Source organism: Haladaptatus sp. ZSTT2 (genome assembly GCF_037081775.1).
Taxonomy (GTDB): domain Archaea; phylum Halobacteriota; class Halobacteria; order Halobacteriales; family Halococcaceae; genus QDMS2.
In genome coordinates, this window is the sequence record NZ_JBAMHQ010000001.1 from 808,627 (window position 1) to 832,814 (window position 24,188).

Below are 24,188 nucleotides of genomic sequence, written 5' to 3' on the forward strand. Positions count from 1 at the left end.
TCTGCAGTACCTCGTTTCCGACGACTGAACTTAAGGGTTACTTTCGGCAGCCGAAAAAAGGCTTAGTCGGACGCTTCTTCGCGGCTCGACCGGTAGTCATCGAGGCGCTCGCGGGCGCTCGCGATTGCCTCGCGGGTTTCGCCCTCGGCTCGCACCTGCAGCTTCTTCAGCTCCTCTCGCACCTCTTCGACACGGGAGGGCTCTGGTTCCTCATCCTCGCGGCTCGTAAGCGTGCGGAACTTCTCCTGGATTGGCGCAAGTTCGTCTGAAACGCCGCGCTTTGCGGTCTCACCGGCGCGCTTCAGGTAGTACTGCGTATCTTCAAAGTGCTTGTTCATACGTGTTAATACGACAACACTGGATAAAACCCTTATGCCCAGGACAGTACGCGCGTGATGGATTTTCAGCGGGAGAAGACGAGGAAAGAATCTGCGTCGGCATCGATACCACAACACTTTTGGTTGTTTTAGGCCGACCTAAATCTGCAGGCGGTGCACAGAGGGCGACCATCCGTCGCAGTCGGCGTCTGTCCCAAAGCCGACGCATGGATGAGTGCGGCGGGGTCGTCCGAGACCGTGGGCATCACCCGGTCGCTGGCACCCGTCCACTTTTTCGCCCGGCATAACTTGTATAGCACAGCGTGTGAAACTCGTGGCTATGTTCACACGGTTTTCTATCCCGACGCCGTTTCGTGTCGGCGCGGTCAACGCCTATCTCTCCGGTCGCACCGTCGTTGACCCCGGTCCCGACAGCGAGGAGGCGTGGGCCGCCCTCTTAGACGGCTTCGACGAACACGGCATGACGCCAAACGAAGTCGAACAGGTCGTCGTCACCCACCCACACCCTGACCACTTCGGCCTCGCTGCGCGACTCCAAGCCGAAGGCGCAACCGTCATCGCCAGCCCCGAAGCCGCCCGTATCATGGCCGACTTTCCCGGCGAACTCGAACACGAACAGACCTTCTTCGCCGACTTCTTCGAGCGCAACGGGATGTCGAACGCGACCGCAAACGCCGTCGTCAACCTTCCCGAATCGTTCCTCTCCTACGCCCCGAGCGTCGAAACAGACCACGAAGTCGGTGGGGGCGACCAAATCGAAATCAACGGCGAACCACTCGTCGCCCACCGCGTCACCGGCCACGCGATTGGCGAACTCATCTTCGAATTCACCGAGGGCGACGAACGCCACGCCATCGTCGGCGACAACGTCCTCAACGAGATTACGCCAAACCCACTGCTCCAACCGCCGGAACCCGACGAAGACGAACGCCCGCGCCCCCTTCCGGCGTTCAACGACTCACTGCGCGCGCTCAAAGCAGAACAGTACGACCGGTTCCTTCCCGGCCACCGGACCACTATCGAGAACCCGAGCGAGCGCATCCAAGAGATGTTAGACGCCCACGACGCCCGGACGAAGAAGGTGTACGGCCTCGTCGACGGCCCCACGACGGCCGTCGAAATCATGCACGAACTGTTCGGTGACCTCCCCGTGACCGAGTTCTTCCCCGGCATGAGCGAAGCCGTCGGCCACTTAGACGTCCTCGAAGCCCGCGGCAAGGTGCGCCAGCACGAAAACGGCGGCGTCATCGTCTACGAGCGGACATGACTCGACTCCACGCCGTTGCCCTCGGAAACGCTCCTGCAGACCTCGTCGTCCGCGGCGCGCGAGTACTGTTCCCCGAGACAGGAGCGAAAAAGAAGCGAGCCATCGCCGTCGTCGGCGACCAGATCGCGGCACTCCCAGAAGACCCCGAGCCAATCATCGGCCCTGAGACCACCGTCATCGACGCCGACGGCCTCGTCGCCATCCCCGGCCTCATCGACGCCCACACCCACATCGAAGCCCAACACGCCTTCGAATACGCCTACCCTCACGTCCTCGAAGCGGGCACGACGAGCGTCATAAGCGAGTCGAACTGCCTCGGCTCGCTCTACGGCGCGGCCGCTTCCGAACAGCTGCTACGCGCAACAGCCCCGCTCGCAGTGAGCGTATTTCTTACCATCCCTCCACAGCCACTCGTCTCGACGTTCACGCCTGCGTGGGCAGACGAGGCCGAGAAACAGGCGCTCTGTGACAGCCTCACCCACCCGCGCGTCGTCGGAGTGGGCGAAGTTGACTGGATACACGTCGTCGGCCGCGACCCGCCTCTGTTCGACCTCTACGACGAGGCGAAGGCACGGGGCAAGCCAATCAGCGGCCACGGCGCGGGCTGTAAGGGTGCGAACCTGCAGGTCTTTGCGAGCGTTGTGGACAACGACCACGAGGCCATCGCCGGAGACGAGATGATAGCCCGCCTCGAAGCCGGCATCCACGCGATTGGCCGCTCGGGGACGGTCCGCGACGACACACAGGCCGTCGCAGATGCCTATCACGAAATTGGCCCCGCAGACCTCTCACTTTCGACCGACAGCGTCTGGCCGGGAGACGTGCGTGAGGGTATCTACATGAACCGCGTCGTCCGCCGCGCAATCGACGCCGGTGTCGCCCCCGAAGACGCGATTCGGATGGCGACGCTGAATCCAGCCACGCACTTTGGTCTCACAGACCGGGGGACGCTCTCGCCGGGCAAACGCGCCGACATCATCCTCCTCTCCTCCCTCGAAACAGTCGAAATCGAGACGGTCATCGCAGGCGGTGAGGTTGTGGTCGAAAACGGCACCGCGACCGTCGAGCCAGTCCCCTACGAGTACCCCGACCACTTCTACGAGAGTGTCCACCTCCCCGAAACGCTCGACCTCACGGTGCCTGAATCGGTCGCCCGCGACGGCTCCGTCCGCGCCATCGAACACGTCACCGGCCTCTTCACCCAAGACGCACTCGCAGAACCAGCGGTCGAAGCCGGGAGCCTCGTCGCTGACCCCGACGGAGACGTGCTGAAAGTAGTCGTCATCGACCGCCACCCCGCAGGCGACAGGGACGCTTTCGTTGGCTTCGTCACCGGCCTCGGTCTCGAATCGGGAGCCGTGGCGACGACCACCGCGTGGGAGGCCGGACTGACCATCGCCGTAGGCGCGGACGACGACGCAATCCACGCAGCCATCGACCACCTCCGCGAGCAAGGCGGCGGTTGGACGGTTGTCGATGATGACGACCTCACCGCAGCCCACCCGTGTCGCGTCGGCGGCTTCTTCGCGGACGTGCCAATTGACGAGGCCGCTGCGAACATTGAGGCCGTCCGCACAGCACTCAAAAATCAGGGTGTCACCGCAGACCAACCAATGCTCGCGGTGGCGACGCTCACCTTCCTCGGCGTCCCGATTCTCAAACTCACCCCGCAGGGCTACGCGAATATCCTGACCCAAGAACTGGTCGGCCTCACCCCCGACTAACTCAGTACGTCGGACTCTCTTCGGGAACGCCCTCGCGCTTGTTGACCACGCGCGCGAGGACGAACAGCGCATCGGACAGTCTGTTCAGGTACTTTACAGCCTCTGGATTGGCTTCTTCTTCGTTGATGAGCGCGACCGCCCGGCGCTCGGCGCGCCGACAGACCGCGCGGGCGTGGTGCAGTTTCGCGCCGGGTTCGCTCCCCGACGGAAGAATGAAGTTTCGAAGCGGCTCCAGTTCTGCGTCGAGTTCGTCCATCCACTGTTCGAGCAAGGCAACATGTTCTGGGCGAACCACGGGGTCGTCTGCGTCCGGGTCAGGGTTCGCAAAGTCTGCCTGCACGATGTGGAGGTGGTTTTGAATCGAGCGAAGCTTCTCGTCGATGTCCTCGTGGCCGGTCGGTCTGACGACGCCGACGAGGGCGTTCACCTCGTCTACGCTCCCGTAGGCTTCGATGCGGTGGCTCGCCTTCGACACGCGAGACATGTTCGAGAGGTCGGTCTTGCCCTCGTCGCCGCGTTTGGTGTAAATCTTCATGCCCGTATCGAGGGCCGCGAGCGACTTATACCCGGGCAGACGGTGAACAGTTTTCAGGTGGCCGTGCGAACGCGAGCCATGGCCTTCAGCGATACCCTGTGCGAGGAGGGGCGTCCCATCCTTGAATCGATTCTCGACCACCCGATGGTCGTCGGCCTCGGCGACGGCACGCTCGATGAATCGCCGTTTCGCTACTGGGTGAAACAGGACTACGTCTACCTCGTCGACTACAGTCGCGTATTCGCCCTCGGGGCGGCGTCAGCCCCCACGCTCTCACAGCTCTCGACGTTCGCCACCCTTCTCGACGAAACGGTGAATACCGAGATGGACCTCCACCGCGCCTACGCCGCCGAGTTTGGGATTAGCGAGGAGGCACTCGAAGCGACGAAGCCCTCACCGACCACGCAAGCTTATACCGACTTCCTCGTCCGCACCGCGGCCACCGAACCCTTCGCCAACCTCGTCGCCGCGCTCTTGCCGTGTATGTGGGGGTTCAACCAGACCGCTCGCCACCTCGATGTGCGCGGAAAACCCAACCACGAGCAGTATGCAGAATGGATTGAGATGTACGCGAGCGACGAGTTCACCGAACTCACTGATTGGTGTCTCGACCTGCTCGATACTGTCGCTACCGACGCAGGACCCACCGCCCGCGAGGAGATGCGCGAGCGATTCCTCACCTCGTTTCGCTACGAGTACCGCTTCTGGGATGCAGCGTGGCGAGAGGAACGGTGGACGGTGTGAAATTAGTGGGTAATACCACCAACTTTTAATCCCCGTATCGCAGACCCACTGCTATGTACGAATTCGTCTCAGTGTGGAGGTGTCGCTCGTGGTAACCGCCGCTGTCGCCCTCGGACTGACGGTTCTCACGCTCGTTACCTTCGCAGGGCTTGGCACGTGGTACGCCCGCGGCCGCATCAACTCGGTAGAAGACTACATCACTGCCCGCAATTCGACCGGCAGCGGGATGACCACCGCAACGCTCATCGCCTCCGGGATGGGGGCGTGGATTCTCTTTAGCCCGGCAGAGGCGGGCGCGGCCTTCGGCGGGCTTACTGCCGTCCTCGGCTACGCAATCGGGAGCGCGCTCCCATTATTCGCGTTCATCGTGATTGGCCCGCGCATCCGCGAACTCATCCCCGAGGGCCACTCCATCACGGAGTACACTCTCGCGCGCTTCGGGCCGGTGATGTACGTCTACGTCCTCATCGTGAGCATCACCTACATGTTCATCTTCCTCGCCGCGGAAATGACCGGGATTGCGGGCGCACTTTCGCTCGTCGCGGGCGTCCCGACGTGGCAAACCGCCGCGCTCGTGGGCCTGTTCGTCCTCGCCTACACCGGCTACGGCGGGCTGAAGGCGAGCATCTTCACAGACACCGTCCAGACGCTCGTCATCCTCCCGATTCTCGCCATCGGGTTTGCGGGCGCGCTGCTCGCCCTCGGCGGGACGGGTGAAATCTACCAGACCGTCGCAGAGACCAGTCCGAGCCTGCTAGACCCCGGCTTCCTCCCCGGCATCGAATTTGGGGCCTACATCGCCGTCGCCGTCCTCGCCGCAGAGATGCTGAATCAGGCGTGGTGGCAGCGCATCTACGCCGCGAAAGACGAACGCACCCTCGCGCGCTCTTTCACGATCGCCGCCATCACGGTGATTCCAATGGTGTTCTTAGCCGGGCTGTTCGGCCTCGCCGCCTCCGGTCTCGGCCTCGTCACGACCGATTTCACGGCGGGCTACAACGCCGACATCTCCTTTTTCCTCGTGCTTGACGCCGCATTCCCCGAGTGGGTGACGCTCGTCGTCGTCATCCTCGCCATCCTGCTCGTCATGAGTACCGCAGACACGCTGTTCAACGCGATTGCGAGCATCGTGACCGCAGACCTCCCGCTCGTGCTGGACGACCCTGACCGCGGCACGCTCACGAACGCCGCCCGCGCGCTCACCGTCGTGGTCGCGCTCGCGGCCATTTTCGTCGGCGCACAGGGCTACAGCGTGCTCACCATCTTCCTCATCGCAGACCTGCTCGCGGCGGCGACGTTCATCCCGCTGCTGTTCGGCCTCTACTCGACAGAAGCGACTGGGGCAGGTGCGCTCGGTTCGAGCCTGCTCGGGCTGCTCGTCGGCCTCGCCTACTTCCCGACGCTCAGAACCCCGCTCGCTGCCCTGCCAGTCGTCGGAGACCTCCTGCCGACGGCGTCGTACTTCAATTCGTTCGTCGGCGCGGCGGCCGTTTCGGGCGTGGCGATTCTCCTCATCTCGCGGGTGACCCCCGGGTCGTTCGACCTCGGCTCACTCGCCCGCACCATCCACCAACTCGACGAGGTTCGCGCAGACGGGGGTGAAGAACAATGAGCGCAATCGGCCAAACGCTGTTTTCGGCGCTCGCGTGGGGGTCGGTCGCGCTCGTCGTCGCCATCTTCGCCTACGAAATCTACGCCGTCGTCACCGACTGGCGCGGGTCGTAACTTTTCTGTCCTGCCTTCGTACGCGGAGCATGGCACTGTTCGCCGCCCTCGCTGACCTGCCGCTTTCGATTTCGTCCGTCTCGTACGACCTGCACGAAGCAGAGACGTCGAGCGACTTCACCCGCCTCTCGACCACGATTTCACTCGACGGTGACGGAGAAACCGGTCGTGGCGAGGACGTGACCTACGAACCCGACGACCATCGCGAACTGGTCGAAGCGGCGCCCACGTTCGACCTCGAAGGCGAGTGGACGTTCGAAGAGTTCTCCGCCCATCTCGCAGACACAGACCTGTTTCACGGCCGCGAACCCGGCCGCCACGACTTCAGAAACTATCGGCAGTGGGGCTTCGAGAGCGCCGCGCTCGACCTCGCGCTGAAGCAGGCGGACACCCCCCTCGCCGCCCAGTTGGGAATGGCGTACCAGCCAGTCAGATTCATCATCTCTATGCGCCTGCCCGACGCCTCGTTCGACCGCATCGAGAGGTGGCTTTCTATCTACGATTCCTATGAGTTCAAACTCGACCCGACAGATGAGTGGGACGACGACCTCGTCACAGCACTCGCAGCCACGGGCGCGGTGCGCGTCTGCGACCTCAAAGGCCACTACGAGGGGACGATAGTAGACCAAGCACCCGACCCCGACCTGTACCGTCGCATCATCGACGGCCTCCCGGAGGCCGTCATCGAAGACCCCGCGCTCACCGACGAGACCCGTCCACTCTTTGCGGGTCACGAGGGGCGCGTGTCGTGGGACGCAACCATCCACAGCCTTGACGACATCAAAAATCTCCCGTGGGAACCCGACTGGCTGAACATCAAGCCCTCACGCTTCGGCAGCGTCGAGTCGCTCCTCGAAAGTATCGAATACGCACAGGCAGCGGGAATGCACCTGTACGGCGGCGGCCAGTTCGAACTCGACGTGGGGCGCGAACACATCCACGCGCTCGCCTCGTTGTTCTACCCCGACGCCGCAAACGACGTGGCACCGGTCGAATACAACCGTCCAGAACCAAGCGCCGGGCTGGCGAAAAGCCCGTTGACACCGACTGACGCGCCGCGTGGCTTCGAGTGGTAACACATAACATTCCCGGTAACTCCTCATTTTCGACCTGTCCGTAAGGAGAAGTTCGTCAGACTGCGGTCTGACAGGGCTTAAAGGGGGGCCGAAACAATATTACCCTATGGTAGGGCAATTAGGTGGGCGGCAGCACCGCCGCACGCAACAAGGGCGCTCGCCACTTGCGTCCTCAGAACGGAGAAACAGAGAGCAAGCAGAGGCGAAACTCGTCACGCTGAATCACCTGATGGTGGCGGCGGGTATCTGGCTGCTCTCTGTTGGACTGTTCGTCGCACTGTTCTCGCCAGCACTGTGGCTCACGGGCATCTTCGGGCTCACGCTTCCGGCACTACCGTCTGCGACGCGATGGGCCGTTGGGAGAGCACGAGCACGAAACGCAGCCACGAACCGCCGCGGCCGACGCCGAACGAACACCACACTTCGTCTCCGCGTCCACAAATGGCTGCGAACGCGACGCGCGAACTCGTCTGGCCGCGACCGGCTGTAACCCACATTCCGCTTTTTTCACACCACTCCCCACAGCACGCGATTGGGTACGCGCTTTCTGCACGACTAGGACGGTATCGCCCTCGGATCGCGCGTCCACCACACCAGCCACTGAATCTGTTCTTTGTGTGATCGCACCGTCAAATACAAATGTCGTGTCATCGACGTTTCGAGTGGCCCTTTGATGACCGACCGGCTTGTGCGTAATCCGGTGTTCAATCCGCTCGCGCCTCACGCTTCGCGGGCAGCCCGATAGCCGCAGCACTCGGGTTCGCTTCGCTACGTTCTGTAGCCGCATTTTTTCGACCGAACACACACGCACATGCCGACATTCGCTGAGTTCCCGGCACACAGCCGGTGCTCATCCGACCTTGCAACGCTCCTCAAACAACAGACGCATCGCCCTCGTTCACACCACCCGCTCGACTCACGGATTGGAGCCACTGGCGGTGGTCCAGAATGACCACAAACACGCCGGAAGCATTGTCGTTGTGGCGCAATCGTAACTTCCGGCGGTTTTCGTCGGACAGTTCGTGACGAACGCCGGAGACAGCCTCTACACTGTCGCCGTCCTGTGGCTCGTCTTCGACCTTAGCGGCTCGACCGTCCTCACGGGAATCGCAAATTCGCTGTTGTTGCTCCCGTGGCTCTTGCAGATACTCGCCGGGCCGGTGGTAGACCGACTCCCGCTCAAGCCTCTTCTCGTCGGCTCGCTCGTCGCATCGGCGTTCGAACGAGTGCCGTACGGCTGGCTGTTGCTCATCGGCCACTCGCTTGGCGCAGGTTGCTGGGCTGCGTCGGCGTTCGCCCCAACGCCCGCGCTCACCATCGTCCTGTTCGGCCTCGCGTGGATTCCCATTGGCATCGGCGGCGTGCTTTCCTCGACGCTGAACCAAACCGTGTTTCCGGCTGACCTGCTCGGGCGCGTGTCGTCAACCAAAGGAACCGCGTCGGGGGCAACCCTGCCCCTTGGTTCACTCGTAGGTGGGTTCGTCGCGGAGATGCTCGGGACGACTACCACGATGGGGTTGGCCGCGTTCGGCTTTGGGTTCACCGGGCTGTATATTCTGCTCCGCCCGCGGCTTCGACGCCTCCCACCAATTGCTGAAGCAACGCCGGCCGCATTCGGCGTGACGAGGCCAACAGAACGCGACGGGGAATAGCAACCGAACCCGACCTTGGCAGGTCACCCGCGCCAGTACGAGGGAGTAAGAAGCACGAGCACGGGGATGATTTCGATTCGGCCGACCCACATGAGGAACGTCATGAGCAGTTTGGTCGTTTCGGGGAACGGTTCGTAGCTCTCGAACGGCCCAGCGACACCGAACGCAGGCCCGACGTTGAAAAAGGTGGACGCGGCAGCGCTCATCGCTTCGAACTCAGTGATCGGTGACGCCACACGCGAGGAGTTGACGACGACGAAAATCGTCGCGATGATGAAGATGACGAGGCTCACGAGTGTATAGGCGTAGATGTCACGGATAGTCTCCTCTGAGACCACACTCCCGCTCAGTCGAACGGGTCTGATGACGCGTGGGTGACCAGCGATAAACAGGTCTCGCCGGAATGCTTTCAAGACGACCAGCCAGCGCAGCGCCTTAATCGAACAAGTGGTACTCCCCGCCATTCCACCGATAAACATACAAACGAACAGGAGGTGTTTCGCCCCCGACGACCAGAGGTTGAAGTCGGTGCTCGCGTAGCCGGTCGTCGTCACGATGGAGACAACCTGAAACAGTGAGTGGCGTGCGATTTCCTCGAGACCGGTGTGCGGACCATCGGCGAGAAGAATACCACCGACGCCCAGGGTGAACACCGCGAGGATGCTCACGTAGAAGCGAAACTCGTCGCTTTGGCGCAGGCGGGCTGTGTTCCCGTGGATGACGAAATAGATGAGGATGAAACTCGTCGCGCCGAGTGCCATGAACGGGGTGGTCGCCCACTGCACGGCCGGAGAAAACGCCGCGAGACTCTCGGCGCGTGGGGAAAACCCACTCGTCGAAATCGTCGTGAACGCGTGGGCCACTGCGTCGTAAAAGGTCATTTCCGGGGCAAGTCCGACCACGTGGAGCCCGTAGAGGGTGGCGATATTCACCCCCGTCAAGCCGAGGTACAGTTGCCAGATTAACCCGGCTGTCTCCGAGATGCGAGGCGTGAGTTTGTTGATATCCCGCGTCTGGGTTTCCGTCTCCATGAGCTGTGCGCCACCAACTGAGAGCTGGGAGAGGACCGCCGTTGCGAGGACGAGAATACCGAGTCCACCGAGCCACTGGAGGACGGCCCGCCACATGAGAATTGCCCGTGAGTGAATCTCAAAGTCCAAGATGACGGTCGCACCGGTCGTGGTGATACCGCTCATCGCTTCGAACAGCGCGTTCACCGGCGCGGCGAGCGCACCTTCGCCCGCGAGGATGAACGGCACCGCCCCGACGATTGCCATACTCAACCAGGTAAGCGAAACCATCAAAAAACCCTCTCGGGGACCCAGGTCGCGCCGGTCAGTGAGCTGTTCGAGTCCGAGGCCAACAAGGGCGGTTCCCCCCATTGGAACGACGAACGGAATCACCGACGTGGCGTCGTACAGAGCGATTCCGAGTGGGATGAGAAACGGAACCCACAACCACTTGAGAATCGTTCCAACCAACCGAACGCTGACGCGCCAATCGACTCGTGGTTTCATGTGTCGGGCGGGGTGGACTCAGCAACGGCTGTCGCGTCAGCAGCGCTCGAACCATCCACGACACGTGCAGACATCGATGGTCTCTCGAAGATACTCATTCCCAACTGATTGTCTGTCGTCTACTAAAAAGCGATACGTCGGCCTCCGAACAAAGAGACCCGTCGACACCTGCAACAACTGAATTAGTATAGTGTAATGGAGTTTATACAGGGCAGACATGGCTGGATCATGAGCGTTTGAGCGACGGCTCGCTCCGCATGTGGTGCCTTCGACTTTCGGGCGTGGGTGGACAGAGCCTGCAGATACACGAACCAGTACGTTCAATTGGGCTGGCGATAGATACGAAATTATGAGCCTCGAACTCGAACACGACTGCCCACACTGTGGGGAAACCCGCGTCTTCTACAAGGCAGCCAGCATGACGGTTCACCTCGGAACCAAGACCAAGTGGCGCTGCCCCGAGTGCAACTACGCCTTCATCAAAATCAACGGCATCGACTCAAGCGTCTCCGCGTAGACCACACGCAGTTTTCAGAAACACCAACCGTCGAGTGCCGACAGTGTCCGCCAAACTCCGAGGGTTCGGGCGGTAGAAACACAGGTGTAGGCTTGCAGACAGTCTCCAAGCTATTTTCCGACAAGTGAGCGGTCGCCTCGCACTGACCGGCAGTTGGGGGCGAAAATGGGGCGAAAGTCGGTCTGTGGGTCGATTTTGTCGGTTGTGAGCGCACGAATTCGCATCCCACACCCAACTCATAAACCCTATAGTAGGATATCAAATTGGGGTTGCTGTGGTCTTAGCCGAGGCGTTGAAGCGTATCGACGCCGAGGAGCCGGTGTGAGCCGATTTCAGCACACGCGACAGCCAGATTGGGACTGGTGGAGCGAACTCTGGCCTGACCCAACCGGACTGTTAGATCGGGTCGGTGTTCTCCCGGGTGAACTGCTCGTGGATGTTGGCTGTGGCAACGGCTATTTCACGATTCCCGCCGCGAAGCTTCTCGAAGGGCCACTCTATGCGGTTGACCTCGACGAATCACTCCTCGCGCAGTTGCGAGCAGAACTCGACGAGCGTGGCATCGAAACCGTCACTTGCGTCCGGTGTGACGCCCGCTCGCTCAGCGACCACATCCCGCCGGTGGACGTTGCGTTCATGGCGAACACCTTCCACGGCGTCGAAGACCAGACCGAATTTGCCACAGAGATTCGACGCGCCCTCAACCGCGAGGGACGGTTCATCGTCGTCAACTGGCACGACCTGCCCCGGAGTGAAACGGTCGTCGCTGGAAAGGCTCGGGGCCCGCCCGAAGCCCTTCGGCTGACGCCAGCAGAGACGACCACAGCCGTCGTTCCGGCTGGGTTCGAACTGGTGTCAACACTCGACGTGCCACCGTACCACTACGCGCTGGTGTTCGAACGAGAAGAAAAGGCCTAGCGAAGCCGGTTCAACACGGGCAACTTCCACGGGTCTTTTCGTAGGAACTCGAACACCTCGTAGTGATGGCGCGCGATGTGGACGCTCCCGAGGCCGAGAATCGTTCCGGCGACGACGTCAGTTCCCCAGTGGATGCCGAGGTACATCGTCGCGGTCACCACGCTTACAGCGAGGAAGATGCTCGTTGGCAGCCAGTAGGGGTACTCCTTGCGCGTGAACCACGCGAGATACGCCACTGACACCGACAGTGAGGTGTGAAGTGACGGGAAGACGTTCGTGTTCGAGTTGACCTCACCCGTGAGCAGTTGTGACTGTGGGTACATCGAGTACATGAGCGGGTCGACGAGGTCGGGAATCAGGTTTCGTGGCCCATACGAGACGAACAGGATGTAGAACACGAGGCCGAGTGAGTAGTTGAGCGCGAAGGCAACGGCCGTCTGTTTCAGGTGTTTCGTATTCTGCATCGCAAACGTGAGCACGAACGGGAAGATGAGCAAGAACACGTAGCCATAGAGGTAGATAAAGGAGAAGTACATCGTGAACTGGTCGCTCGCAATCGACTGGATGAACGCGACGAAGTCGCCCTCTAGCTGGTAGATGTAGCTCGTGATATTGAGGCCGACCACCCACGATATTTCGGGGCCAACCTGCCTCGCTACCTTGTTGATGCCGAGGATGCCGAGGAGTAAACCAAGATACGGGCCCGCCTCACGCAGGCGCGTCCGCCACGACTCGCGCAGCAACGAGAGTTTGGTGGGGCCGATGAACGTAATCGAGCCAACGGCAATCATAACGCCAACGCCGGCCGCGAGATATACGAGGATGTCGAGTAGTGCCATGTGATTATCGCCTCAGGAGTTCGCCAGATTCGTTGTATCGAAAGCCCGCCTCCCGGAAGGACTCTTTTGCGAGTTCCACGTCGAGCGTGCCGTCCTCGCCTGGGAAGGGGAGTTCGGGGTCCGTGTCCGTCCAGACCAGATTCGGTGCGACCTCGGGATACGGGGCAAGCGGCGAGGCGATTGGCTCTGCATAGCCACCGAACACCTCGCTTACGATGTACTGTTTGTCGAGCAGTTGCGCAACCGCTCGGCGAAAGCGCGGGTTGCTGAGCGGCGACTCGCGCACGTTAAATCCGACGTGATAGAACGCCGAGGGCTTCGAGACGTGCAGTCTGAGTGCATCGGAGCTGCCAATATCTGCGATGACATCAGCACCGAGTGGCGAGGCCGTCGCATCGACTTCGTCTTCTTCTAGCAGCGCAAGGGCGGCCCCGTCGGAGGGCACGACGGTGAATTCGAGTTCCGACGGCTTGAACCCACCTTGGTACGGGGCGAGTGGCCCCTCGAACTCGCCCTGGCTGAGAAAGTGTTCTGTGAACGGAACGAGCGTCAGCGAGGCTCCGGCTTCCGAGCTCTCGAATCGCAGCGGTCCCGAACCGATGGGCTGTTCGTTGCTCCAGATAAGTGCCTCGGTCACACCGCTACCGGTGTCGAGGCCCGCAATCGTCGCCTGTCCGGTTTTCGTCTCCCAGATGTGCTTTGGGAGCAGTGGAAGCGTGAACGCCGCCGTTGCCACGTCGCGGCTGACGGCTTCGAACTCGATGCGGACGGTGCGGTCGCCCGTTTCAACTGCGTCGGCCACGAGCGAAGAGCGGTCACGGAATCGCGGTGCTGGAACCGGACTCTCCAACTCTCCGACCGACGTGTCATTGAGGAATCTGTAGGTAAAGGAAACGTCCGCTGCGGTGATGGGCGTGCCGTCGTGCCACTGGAGGTCGTCGCGGAGGGTGAGTTCTGCGGTAGTGCCGGTTTCGGACGACGCCATCCACTCCCACGAACTTGCGAGCCACGGGACGAGGTCGCCGTCGATGCGGCGAGCGAGCGGGTCGTACAACAGGTCGGTGATGTCGCCGTCGCCGCGGAACTCAACGGCGATTGGGTTTAGGTTGCGCGTCGCCCGCGAGTCTTTGAGCGTCATCCGAAGCGGCGGCTGGGTCGTCTCTTGGGTGGTGGCCGTCTCGTTCGTGGTTTGATTCGTGGGTGTCGTCGAGTCTGCGACATCCACCGTCGTTCGAAGCCGGAGATAGCCAAGCGTCGAGTGCATGTCAGCCGCAGACCAGCCAGCAAAGCGGTCGCCTTGGGTCGCGCGTATCTCGTTTGGGATGGCAACAGGCGTAAACGGCTGGTCGCGGGCGACGGCCGACTGCGTTTCGTGGAGGGTTTTTACCCGCGCGGTGCCCGCCTGTCGGCGCTGGGTGTCAAGGAGGTCGTCAACGCCGAGGTTCGCGTAGCCAAACGGGTTCTGCCAGCCGGGTTCTGCGTCGAACCGCGAGTGGAGCAACGAGTAGAGAAACGTATCTCCGTCGGTCGCTGGATGGCGCATCACGTAGATGTCGAACGATTGGTTCAACAACGTATCACGCAGGAGTTCTTCTTCGGTCATCGGGACGATCGAGGTCTCGATGCCGACCGCGTTCAGGTTCGACGAGAGCTGTCGCGCAATGCGCGTAGACCGGGGATCAGCATCCGCTGGCACAGTCTTTATCGAGAGTGAAATCTGCTCTGGTGTGTCGCGGTTGGCGAGCGAGCGAAGCTGGCGGATACACCCGCTGGTGGCGAGGAGGCCACCGCCCGCGAGTCCGGCGAGCAGGTCGCGGCGTCGAAGGGACGGCGGTGAAGGGACAGACGGAGATGGGGGGTCAGGGGACATGGTGAAGGTGGCCGAAATCGATATCGGCGTCGTTCATGAGAGTCAGACGCTTTCGTAGTGAAAGCGTTTACTACACAGTTACTACGAGGGGCCTAATACAGTCTCGTTGACGTGTTTTGTCCTACTGCGTGAACCCTAAAAAGATTATAGATTTCTTACACCCACCCGAGCAGTGGCCAGACGAGCGAGCACACCCAGAGGACGACGCCGCCGATAAAGTGGCGATTAAATCGGCCGTCACCTGCCCCGTAGCGCGCGCCGCCAGCCGCGATGATGCCAATTGCCACCGAGAGGACGATGCGGTGGAGCATGACGTTCACCGGAATCACCTCGATGCCGATGTAGGCGTAGTCTGCGAGAATCCCGAAGCCGAGGCCGAACATCGCGAGGAAGAACGCATCGTCGCGTTCGAGCGGCTTGGCAAGGAGATACGCCGTGAGCGGAATCCCGGCCGCGAGCAGCGGGTAGAAGAACGCCGCGATGAGCTTTGGCGACTCCGTGATACCCCACGATTCGACGGTTACGGCACCGATCCTGACGGCCAGCATGATGGCGACCATCGACCCGAACAAGAGCACGCTCCGGGGCGGAAGCGGCCACTGCGCGCTGCGTTCGCGCACCTCGTCTAGAACGCCGTCGACGCGGCGGGCGAGTGCGGGAACCAACGCGAGGCCGAGCAGCGGGGCGAGCGACATCGCAGTCGAGTTCGTCTCGTCCACTCCGACACCGCTTCGATACCCCTCATCGAGGTCAATGACGGTCGTCCAGCCGTCTGCGTCGATGGTGCGGCGCGTCGCATGGTACTCTCTCGTGACATCCGTCACGAACGGCGCACCGATGAGGTCGCGTTCGACTTCAGTCCGGCCTTTTTCGAGGCTGCCAACGGTGTGACGAAGCCGGAACCAGTCCCAGTGTTCGTGGTGGATTTGCATGGCCGTCCACGCAGATTCGCCCGAACCACCCGAGTAGAGCCGGATGTGCGTGCGCGTGCCGAGATACGTGCCGTCGTGAACCTGGTAGGTCTCTGGAACCCAGATACCACCCTCATTCGTCGGGTCAACGCCGGTCTCGCCGGTCTGTCCGGCGGGGTTGTGGATGTAGACGTAGCGGTCTGCGCCACGCGTACTCCCCCAGTCGATGCGCGGGCCGGGCTGTTGGGCAACGGGTTTCTCAGGTTGGGCGGGAACCCACTCGTCTCGCGTGACGTTCCACTCTGCGTCCGTTTGTTCCATCAAAATATAGCGAACCCGCGTCGCGTTGCCGGTGACGATCATGTTGATTGGAAGCGTGCGCTCGCTGAACGAGTGCGACCGACTCGTGTACGGCCACAGTCTGGCCGTGCTGTTGGCGTCGGGTTCGACGAGGTGGACGCCTTCGGGGGTTTGTTGAAGCGTAGAAACCCGAGAGGCGTCTTGAACCGTCGTCGGATTGGCGAAAACCAGCAGCGAGAGGACGACGATTACGGCGGCAGAGAGGATGAGTACTCGTCGTCGGTCGAGTTTGTCAATCATCCATATGGGGAGTATGGGCATACCCTACTTTATTTATTTGGTAACAAAACAATCGTAATTAACTGACTGTTGGTTATTCGTCAGTGTCGAGCGCGTGCCACGAGAGTTGTGGGTTGCGAGCGGCCTGTACTTGGTCGATTCTGCGCGCGGCCGTCCGATTTGGTGCGGCTTCGAGTACCTCCGTGTCTTCGCCAACCACGTTGTTGAAGGCGGTGGCGAGCTGGTCTAACGTCTCACGGTTTTCGATTTCCGTCGGCTCGGTCATGAGCGCCTGCGAGACGATGTCCGGCCACTTCGTCGTCGGTGGGTGGACGCCGAAGTCGAGCATGCGCTTTGCCACGTCCGCGGCGTCTTGGTCGCCGGCGCTGGCGACGAACTCGTGGTGGAACGGCCCGTAGGGCACCTCGTACTCTATCTGGCTTGCGAGATAGTTCGCATTAAGCACCGCTTTCGCACTCGCATCCGAGAGGCCAGCGTCGCCAAGGCGGTCGATGTAGGCGAACGCCCGGACGAGGACGAGCCAGTTGCCGTGGAAGCCGTGGACCTTCCCAATCGACTGTTCCGGGTCGTACAGTTTGAAGCCACCCTTGTGGCGCTTGATGTGCGGGCGCGGGAGAAACTCTTTCAGGCGTTCTGTGACCCCAACCGGCCCGGCACCCGGCCCGCCGCCGCCGTGTGGCGTAGCGAACGTCTTGTGGACGTTGTAGTGCATGATGTCGAAGCCCATATCGCCGGGGCGAGCCCGGCCGAGCAGGGCGTTCAGGTTCGCGCCGTCGTAGTAGAGCAGGCCGCCGGCGTCGTGGACGACTTGCGCGATGTGCTCGATGTCCCGCTCGAACAGCCCAAGCGTGTTCGGGTTCGTGAGCATGAGCGCCGCCGTCTTCTCCGAGACCGCGGCTTCGAGGGCGTCTACGTCGACGCGCCCGTCGTCGTTGCTCGGGATGGAAACGACGTCGTAGCCCGCGAGTGCCGCGGTTGCGAAATTGGTTCCGTGTGCCGAATCCGGGATGATGATTTCCGTGCGCTCATCGTCGCCGTTTGCCTCGTGGAAGGCTTTGGCGATGAGGATTCCCGTGAACTCACCGGCCGCGCCCGCGGGTGGCTGGAGCGTGACGGCGTCCATGCCACCGATGCGCCCGAGATAGTCTTGGAGTTTGTAGAGCAGTTCGAGGGTTCCCTGAATCGTCTCGTCGGGGCGTTCTGGGTGGACGGCTCCGGCCGGAATCGTCGAGATATCGTCGGTGAATTTGGGGTTGTACTTCATCGTACAACTGCCAAGCGGGAACGGCCCCGACTCAATGCCGTAGTTCATCTGGCTCAACCGGGTGTAGTGGCGCGCAAGCTCCGGTTCAGAGAGGTCAGGGAGTTCGAGTGAGTCGCGCGTGAGCGAGGACGGAAGCGGTGAGTCCTCGATTGTCACGTCTTTCGAACTCTTCTCTGAGAGGAGTGGCTCGTACACGTCGCCGGAGTCGTCCGTCCAGCGGGCTTGGTCGTAGAACATCTAGGCGACCTCCGTGAATGCCGCGACGAACTCATCGACGGAGACGGCGTTCGTTTCGGTGACACACACTTGGACTTCGTGTTCGCCGACTTGGTGGACGGCAAAGCCCTTCGCCGCGAGGTCTGAGACGATAGCCGCGGCCGGTTGGTCGGTGTGGGCGACGAACTCGCGGAAGTGATAGCGGTCGTGCACCGGCGCTTGGACGCCGCTGATGCTATCGAGTCGTTCTGCGAGTTCGTCCGGGCGCGTCACACAGTCTTTTGCGAGGTCGACGAGGCCGTCCGGGCCAAGCATCGCGATGTGCATCGCCGCACGGAGCGCAACCCACGCCTGATTCGAGCAGATGTTCGAGGTGGCGCGCTCGCGACGGATGTGCTGTTCGCGCGTCTGGAGCGTGAGCGTGTACGCGCGCATGCCCGCCGAATCCTCTGAGATGCCAACGAGACGGCCGGGAACCTGCCGGAGGAACTTCTCGCGGCAGGCGAAGATGCCGAGACCCATGCCGTAACTCGTTGGGATGCCGAGCGTCGAGGCGTCGCCCACCACGACGTCTGCGCCGACAGCGGACGGCTTTTCGAGCAGGGAGAGCGCGACCGGGTCGCTGCCGAGGGTGAAAATCGCGTCGTGGTCGTGGGCGAGTTTGCCAAGTTTTGTGAGGCCTTCTTCGATGGTTCCGCGGACGGTCGGGTTCTCCGCGTAAATCATGACCACGTCGTCATCGATGATCTCTGCGAGGGCGTCTAGGTCTGCGTTGCCGTCTACCATCGCGTAGGATTCGACGACCATCTCAGAACCGCCGACGTAGTTTTCGAGCACGTCGCGGCGTCCCGCAGAGATGACCTCGGGGACGAGCACGCGGTGGCCAGAGGTCTGGCGCAGGCGGTTTGCAAGGGTGGCCGCCTCACCGAGCGCGGTGGCCGCGTCGTACATCGAACAGTTGGCGATTTCGAGGCCCGTGAGTTCAACCAGCATCGACTGGTATTCGAACAGCACCTGCAGGAAGCCCTGTGCGACTTCGGGTTGGTACTGGGTGTACGATGTCAGGAACTCAGAGCGAATCGAGAGGTTGTCTACGAGCGACGGGATGTAGTGGCTGTAGTGACCCCGGCCGAGGAACTCGGTGAGCGATGCGTTGCGATTTAGCATCTTTTCTGCGCGTGCGCGAACGTTCTGTTCACTGCGCTGTTGGATGCCAAAGTTGCCGTCGAATTTGATGTCGTCTGGAATGTCGAACAGTTCCTCTTCGCTCGCGACGGAGAGTACGTCGAGCATCGCCTGCGTCTCTGCTGGCGTATGCGGAGCGAACGGACTGCCTGGGGTTGCTGAGTCACTCATAGTTTGCAAAGAAACGCTGTTGTCCGGTTTGTGGCCGCACGATGGTTGGGTGTTACAGACAATGGCATATGATTGCGTCGATTATCACGACGGTGTGTATCGACTGTGGGCGAGCGCGTCCGCGATACATGTCTGTGCATTGCGTCACGACACCGGGCCACACGAAAAAGCGGTCGCGTCGTTACGCGATTTGGTCTGCGTACGCTTCGGGGGTGAGCAGGGAGTCGAGTTCGCTCTCGTCTGCGAGTTCGAGTTCGAGCATCCAGCCGTCGCCGTACGGGTCGTCGTTTACGAGTTCAGGCGCGTCGAACACCTGCTCGTTGACGGCCGTGACCGTGCCCGAAACCGGAGCATAGAGGTCGGAGACGGCTTTGATGGATTCGACCACGCCGAACTCCGCGCCCTGACTCACGTCGTCGCCAACGGCGGGGAGTTCAACGAACACGATGTCGCCGAGTTCGTCCTGAGCGAAGTCGGTGATGCCGATTTTTGCGGTGCTACCGGCTTGGCGCACCCACTCGTGTGATTCCTGATACTTGAGGTCGTCTGGGATTTCGAATGTCATTGGTTGAAGGGGAGTGATTTGATGACTGCTTTCTTTGGTTTGCCGCGGACGAGGACGTGAATCGTCGTCTCTGGCTCTGCGTATGAAACGGGAACGTACCCAAGCCCGATGGGTTCGCCCAGCGTTGGGCTCATGGTCCCGCTCGTCACTGTGCCGATATGCTCCTCATCCGTGTTAGTAATATCGTAGCCGTGTCGGGGCACGCCGCGTTCGACGAGCTGGAAGCCAACGAACTTCTCCGCTACGCCCTCTGCCTGTTGGGCTTCGAGCGCGTCGCGGCCGATGAAGTCCGTGTCGAGTTTGACGGTGAATCTGAGGCCGGTTTCGTACGGAGTCCGTGGGTTTTCGTCGGGATGGAAGTCCTGTCCTGAGAGGAGAAAGCCCATCTCCATGCGGAGGGTGTCGCGTGCGCCAAGTCCGCAGGGTTGGACATCGAACAGCGACCACACCGCTTCGGCGTCGTCCCACGGCGCGAGAATCTCGAAGCCGTCTTCGCCCGTGTAGCCGGTGCGCGCGACGATGCACTGTGCGCCGTCCAATTCGACGGTCGCCGCCGTGAACTTCCGGAGGTCCTGGACGACGGTTGGCTCTGCTGGCGCATGGTCATCGACCGCGGCCATGAGCAGGTCTTCTGCCTCTGGGCCTTGTAGGGCGAACATCGCCCAGTCGGTCGTGACGTTTTCGACGGCGGCATCGAGGTCCCACTCGTCGCGGTACTGCTTCCAGCGCCGTTCCATCTGTTCGTCGTGGCCCGCGTTCGGGATGAATAGATAGTCGCCGTCTACGTCCTCGGGCAGGCGGTAGACGACGGTGTCGTCTAAGATGATGCCGTCGTCGTTCGTAATCATCGAATACTGTGCGTCGCCCGGAGAGAGCGCCGTCACATCGTTCGAGGTGAGCCGTTGCATGAGCGTCTCGGCGTCGGGGCCGGAGACGGTGATTTCGCCCATGTGACTCACGTCGAAGATGCCGGCGGCCTCCCGAACGCTGTCGTGTTCGGTTCGAATGGAGTCGAACTCGACGGGCATATCCCAGCCGCCGAACTCGGTGAACTTCGCACCGCGGGCGTCGTGGACGCCGTGCAGTGGTGGTTGCAGAAGGCCCATACCTGTCCGGTCGCACCGCCGCCAAGTAACGTTTTGGAGTTGCGTGTGCGGGATATTGCCACGGCACCGAACTGTTGAAGTTGTGTACTTTTCACAATGCTGGTGTTTTGAACGGTTACGCCGATGATTTCGATCACCGGCGAAATCACATGCATGAGAGTCGCACACACCATTATGGACGGGGTAAGTTTCCAGTTTCACGGCCTTACTCAGCCTATAATAATGGGGGTTGTCTTTGTACGGCGAAACTGACGATGACGAACCGAAACACGACCCGCCGACGCTTCATTCAAGTGTCTGGTGCGGCCGCGCTCGCCGGACTCGCTGGCTGTTCGAGCAGCGGCAACTCAGACACGACGACAGCAGCGGGTACGACCGAGAACGAGACGACGACCACGGCACAGACCACCACCGAGCAGGCGAAGGTGACGGTCGAAACCGACGCCGATGGTCGCCTCGCGTTCGATGGGCCGACCAACGAGATGGAGCTTCCGGAAGACTCCACTCCAGAAGACGGCTACCCACCCGAATTCGACATGCAGCTCGAAGATGTCGAAATCGACGACTCGCGGTGGGAGTCAAATACCATCGACGGCACCGAAATTACGCTCGTTCCGTTCGACGTCGCGTACTACTGGTACGTCCGCGGCGAGGCACGGTTCTTAGACGCCCGCAGTCAGTCTGAGTACAACGTTTCGCACATCTACGGCGCGGTCGTCAGCCCCGCAAAGAGCGAAATGGAAAACGACCCGGTCGCAAGCTGGCCAAAGGAAGACAAAATCGTCGCCTACTGTGACTGCCCACACCATCTCTCTTCGATTCGCGCCGCCGCGCTGAAAGAGGAAGGCTACGAAAACGTGTACGTCGTCTACGAGGGCTACGGCGCGTGGCGCTCTGCGGGCTACCCGATGAAAGGGAGCAGCCCAAAGGACGCACCGAAGACGTGGACGGTCACCGGCAAGGTTGACGCCGAGTACGCCGGTGAGGCCGCGTGGGCCTACTACGAAGACCAGAAAGAAGCGACCGAAATCGCAGACGACGGCAGCTACGAGCTCAACATCCGGTTCGTCAACGTCTCCGCCGACACCGAAGTGACCATCGAGACGCCCGCCTACGAACTGCAGGCGACGCTCGGTGCGCTCACCGAAGGCTCCGTCACCACCGACGGAACCGTCGAATAACGCAGTCGCATCCCGACTGCACCGGCCAGCCACACCCCATGGCTCGCCACAGCTCACACGTGTCTGTCATCCCGTCCTCGTGGGACCAAACCCCACGCGGGACACCCGCTCCTCGTCCCCGTCGCCCCCACCGGCGTGGGACACCCCTCACGGGCTGCTCCCGTGGGAATCCACACTCACCGTGTCCGCGCGACCCCCCTTCGCGGGACACGCCGTTTTACCCCAAATTCAGCATACCTGATGGGTTTGGCAATCGCCACCACTTTTAATCTACCGGCCGTAGCAGAGCCATGTCCGGTCTGACAGAAGACGCGTTCGGTGACCGTGACGAACCCAAAGTGGGGTTGTTCGTCGATGGACCGAACATGCTGCGCGACGAGTTTAGTGTTGACTTAGACGATGTCCGTGAGGCGGGAATGGAGGTGGGGTGGCTTGCGACGCGACGACTCTATCTCGACGAACACGCGACGCCTGCGCTCATTCAAGCCGCAGAAGCCCGCGGCTTCGAGGTCATCATCACGAGCGGCGACGTGGACGTGAAACTCGCCGTCGACGCGACCGAGTTCATCGTCACCGAATCGATTGACGTCCTCGCAATCGCCTCTCGAGATACGGATTTCAAACCATTGCTCGAAATGGCCTCGCGCCACGGCGTGCGCACGCTCGCCATCGCACCGGGCGAACACGGTCGCTCTGACGCGTTGCGCAACGCCGCCCACGATTCCGTCACCATCGAGTAAGACCTTTTTTCGTGCGCGCCCCGCACTCAGCTATGCCCGACACCCCGGTTCTCGACAATCATATGCACCTTGACCCGGTGTACGGTCGAAACGAGGAAGCCGTCAAAGACTTCGCGCGCGCCGGTGGCACCCACCTGCTCGTCGTCAACAAACCGTCGTGGCACCTGCTCGACCGCGAGGTCGATGGCCCAGCCGATTTCCGCGAGGTTTTCGAGTTGACCGTCGGCGCGGTCGAGCAGGCGACGGAACTTCTGGATGGGCGCGCGTGGGCCGTCCTCGGCGTCCACCCGGCGCTCATCTCGCGGCTGGTTGGCGAACGCGACTTCTCGCCGGCAGAAGCGCGCGACTTGATGCAGACCGGCCTCGACGTGGCAGCCGAGTTCGTCGACGACGGGCGTGCGCTCGCGCTCAAGTCCGGGCGGCCGCACTACGAGGTTGCAGATGCTGTGTGGGAGGCGTCGAACGACGTGATGAAACAAGCCTTCGCGCTCGGCGCGGAGCACGACTGCGCGGTGCAACTCCACACTGAGACGAGCGAGGATTTGACTGAAGTGGCGGAGTGGGCCGAAGCCCGGGGGCTTCCCGAACACAAGGTGGTCAAGCACTATTCAGGGGGCAAACTCGCCGGTCCGACGCCGAGCGTGCTTGCCGATAAAGACCGGCTCGAACTCGCGCTCACCGAACACAAGCCGTTCTTGATGGAGACGGATTTCATCGACGACCCCGACCGGCCGGGTGCGGTGTTGGGGCCGAAAACGGTTCCACGGCGGGTGAACTGGCTGCTCGAATCGGGCCACGAAGAGGCCGTTCGGGTCGCACACGTCGAGACGCCGAAGGCCGTGTATGACATTGACACGATAGATTACTGAACACAGGGCTTATCACGTATCACCCGTTTCTCCACGGTATGAGCACGCCCCCTGGAGAGTTCTACACTGAGGATCGGTGGCAGAACTGGTTAGACCGGATTCAACAAGAAGAAATCGACCCAGAAGACGAAGACTCAGCGCGCCTGTTGCTCAACTTGCAGGACGATACGGCCATCGCGATTGTGAAGGTCGTCACTAGCCACTCAGACGGTGACATCGACACGGAGGCAGCCCAAGAAGAGCTTGCGAAGATTCGAGAAATCGTCCTCGCGGACGTCGAGTTCGAAGACGAGGAGAAAGCAATGCTCGTTGACGGCGTCCAGACCTCGCTGCTGTGTGTGTTCTACGCCGCAGAGCAGTACATCCTCGATGGGGTGGCCGAGGATGCGAGCGTCGAAGAGTACATCGTCGCCGCGGGCGACGCGGAAGCAGAAGACGACTTAGACGCCGCGCTTGGCTACTGCGTGCAGGCCGGGACGCGCATCATCGACGGCAACGACTTAGACCTCGCCGTCGCAGAGGAACTCGAATACGGGCTCGTCACCGAATGGGTAAACGGCCTCGACAGCCTCCACAACGCGATGAGCGACCCCGAAGTCGTCGAAGAAGACGACGAATAAGCCACAATACAGGATAGTCAGTTGGCAGAGACTTTTTA

General features: G+C 61.6%; 22 protein-coding genes and 1 pseudogene. 13 read left to right on the forward strand and 10 right to left on the reverse strand.

The window, feature by feature from the left end; all coding sequences use genetic code 11:
- Positions 1–62 precede the first annotated feature (62 nt).
- Positions 63–338 (reverse strand): DUF7553 family protein, encoded by a 276-nt coding sequence (locus tag V5N13_RS04420; RefSeq protein WP_336359772.1) that lies wholly within the window; start codon positions 336–338, stop codon positions 63–65.
- Positions 339–657: 319 nt separating this feature from the next.
- Between V5N13_RS04420 and V5N13_RS04425 the strand changes: the two genes are divergently transcribed.
- Both V5N13_RS04425 and V5N13_RS04430 read left to right on the forward strand, forming a co-directional pair.
- Complete coding sequence (locus V5N13_RS04425; RefSeq protein ID WP_336359773.1) at positions 658–1,605, forward strand: MBL fold metallo-hydrolase; 948 nt, start codon at positions 658–660, stop codon at positions 1,603–1,605.
- Complete coding sequence (locus tag V5N13_RS04430; RefSeq protein WP_336359774.1) at positions 1,602–3,329, forward strand: adenine deaminase C-terminal domain-containing protein; 1,728 nt, start codon at positions 1,602–1,604, stop codon at positions 3,327–3,329. The genes V5N13_RS04425 and V5N13_RS04430 overlap by 4 nt, the downstream gene beginning before the upstream one ends.
- 1 nt (position 3,330) lies before the next feature.
- Here V5N13_RS04430 and V5N13_RS04435 read toward each other — a convergent pair whose 3' ends face one another.
- A complete protein-coding gene (locus V5N13_RS04435; protein ID WP_336359775.1) occupies positions 3,331–3,864 on the reverse strand; it encodes a cob(I)yrinic acid a,c-diamide adenosyltransferase in 534 nt (177 codons plus the stop codon).
- Positions 3,865–3,942: 78 nt separating this feature from the next.
- Between V5N13_RS04435 and tenA the strand changes: the two genes are divergently transcribed.
- The 5 genes and pseudogenes from tenA (at position 3,943) to V5N13_RS04460 (ending at position 9,061) form a co-directional block, all read left to right on the forward strand.
- Entirely contained in the window at positions 3,943–4,608 is a 666-nt protein-coding gene (gene tenA, locus V5N13_RS04440; RefSeq protein WP_336359776.1) for a thiaminase II, read from the forward strand.
- A gap of 88 nt (positions 4,609–4,696) precedes the next feature.
- Positions 4,697–6,220, forward strand: a complete 1,524-nt coding sequence (locus tag V5N13_RS04445; RefSeq protein WP_336359777.1) for a sodium:solute symporter family transporter — start codon at positions 4,697–4,699, stop codon at positions 6,218–6,220.
- Positions 6,221–6,362: 142 nt separating this feature from the next.
- Complete coding sequence (locus V5N13_RS04450; RefSeq protein WP_336359778.1) at positions 6,363–7,409, forward strand: hypothetical protein; 1,047 nt, start codon at positions 6,363–6,365, stop codon at positions 7,407–7,409.
- A 106-nt stretch (positions 7,410–7,515) separates the two neighbouring features.
- A complete protein-coding gene (locus V5N13_RS04455) occupies positions 7,516–7,899 on the forward strand; it encodes a hypothetical protein (protein ID WP_336359779.1) in 384 nt (127 codons plus the stop codon).
- 458 nt (positions 7,900–8,357) lie between these two features.
- Positions 8,358–9,061, forward strand: a pseudogene (locus V5N13_RS04460) (hypothetical protein).
- Between the two features lie 23 nt (positions 9,062–9,084).
- On the opposite strand, the gene V5N13_RS04465 reads toward V5N13_RS04460, so the two are convergent.
- Positions 9,085–10,578 carry a TrkH family potassium uptake protein gene (locus V5N13_RS04465; protein ID WP_336359781.1) on the reverse strand — a complete coding sequence of 498 codons (1,494 nt, stop codon included), beginning with the start codon at positions 10,576–10,578 and terminating at the stop codon, positions 9,085–9,087.
- 349 nt (positions 10,579–10,927) lie between these two features.
- Between V5N13_RS04465 and V5N13_RS04470 the strand changes: the two genes are divergently transcribed.
- Both V5N13_RS04470 and V5N13_RS04475 read left to right on the forward strand, forming a co-directional pair.
- The gene (locus V5N13_RS04470; RefSeq protein ID WP_332899631.1) at positions 10,928–11,095 is read left to right on the forward strand and encodes a DUF7838 family putative zinc beta-ribbon protein; all 168 of its coding nucleotides are present in this window, start codon (positions 10,928–10,930) and stop codon (positions 11,093–11,095) included.
- Positions 11,096–11,416: 321 nt separating this feature from the next.
- Positions 11,417–12,013 carry a class I SAM-dependent methyltransferase gene (locus V5N13_RS04475; protein WP_336359782.1) on the forward strand — a complete coding sequence of 199 codons (597 nt, stop codon included), beginning with the start codon at positions 11,417–11,419 and terminating at the stop codon, positions 12,011–12,013.
- Here the strand turns inward: V5N13_RS04475 and V5N13_RS04480 are convergent.
- From V5N13_RS04480 to gcvT, 7 genes are all read right to left on the reverse strand, one after another.
- Entirely contained in the window at positions 12,010–12,852 is an 843-nt protein-coding gene (locus V5N13_RS04480) for a phosphatase PAP2 family protein (RefSeq protein WP_336359783.1), read from the reverse strand. The two genes, V5N13_RS04475 and V5N13_RS04480, sit on opposite strands and share 4 nt — an antisense overlap.
- Positions 12,853–12,856: 4 nt before the next feature.
- Entirely contained in the window at positions 12,857–14,722 is a 1,866-nt protein-coding gene (locus V5N13_RS04485; RefSeq protein WP_336359784.1) for an ABC transporter substrate-binding protein, read from the reverse strand.
- Positions 14,723–14,877: 155 nt separating this feature from the next.
- Positions 14,878–16,233, reverse strand: a complete 1,356-nt coding sequence (locus V5N13_RS04490) for a hypothetical protein (protein ID WP_336359785.1) — start codon at positions 16,231–16,233, stop codon at positions 14,878–14,880.
- Positions 16,234–16,306: 73 nt separating this feature from the next.
- Positions 16,307–17,734 carry an aminomethyl-transferring glycine dehydrogenase subunit GcvPB gene (gene gcvPB, locus V5N13_RS04495; protein ID WP_336359786.1) on the reverse strand — a complete coding sequence of 476 codons (1,428 nt, stop codon included), beginning with the start codon at positions 17,732–17,734 and terminating at the stop codon, positions 16,307–16,309.
- A complete protein-coding gene (gcvPA, locus tag V5N13_RS04500; RefSeq protein WP_336359787.1) occupies positions 17,735–19,069 on the reverse strand; it encodes an aminomethyl-transferring glycine dehydrogenase subunit GcvPA in 1,335 nt (444 codons plus the stop codon).
- 181 nt (positions 19,070–19,250) lie between these two features.
- The gene (gene gcvH, locus V5N13_RS04505) at positions 19,251–19,634 is read right to left on the reverse strand and encodes a glycine cleavage system protein GcvH (protein ID WP_332899638.1); all 384 of its coding nucleotides are present in this window, start codon (positions 19,632–19,634) and stop codon (positions 19,251–19,253) included.
- The gene (gcvT, locus tag V5N13_RS04510; RefSeq protein WP_336359788.1) at positions 19,631–20,740 is read right to left on the reverse strand and encodes a glycine cleavage system aminomethyltransferase GcvT; all 1,110 of its coding nucleotides are present in this window, start codon (positions 20,738–20,740) and stop codon (positions 19,631–19,633) included. The genes gcvH and gcvT overlap by 4 nt, the downstream gene beginning before the upstream one ends.
- A 254-nt stretch (positions 20,741–20,994) precedes the next feature.
- Between gcvT and V5N13_RS04515 the strand changes: the two genes are divergently transcribed.
- The 4 genes from V5N13_RS04515 to V5N13_RS04530 all read left to right on the forward strand — a co-directional run bounded on the left by V5N13_RS04515 (position 20,995) and on the right by V5N13_RS04530 (position 24,150).
- A complete protein-coding gene (locus V5N13_RS04515) occupies positions 20,995–21,921 on the forward strand; it encodes a rhodanese-like domain-containing protein (RefSeq protein ID WP_336359789.1) in 927 nt (308 codons plus the stop codon).
- A gap of 290 nt (positions 21,922–22,211) precedes the next feature.
- Positions 22,212–22,661, forward strand: a complete 450-nt coding sequence (locus tag V5N13_RS04520; RefSeq protein WP_336359790.1) for an NYN domain-containing protein — start codon at positions 22,212–22,214, stop codon at positions 22,659–22,661.
- 32 nt (positions 22,662–22,693) lie between these two features.
- Positions 22,694–23,530 carry a TatD family hydrolase gene (locus V5N13_RS04525; protein WP_336359791.1) on the forward strand — a complete coding sequence of 279 codons (837 nt, stop codon included), beginning with the start codon at positions 22,694–22,696 and terminating at the stop codon, positions 23,528–23,530.
- A 38-nt stretch (positions 23,531–23,568) separates the two neighbouring features.
- On the forward strand, positions 23,569–24,150 hold the full coding sequence (locus tag V5N13_RS04530) for a DUF2150 family protein (protein WP_336359792.1): 582 nt from the start codon (positions 23,569–23,571) through the stop codon (positions 24,148–24,150).
- The last annotated feature ends 38 nt before the right edge of the window (positions 24,151–24,188 follow it).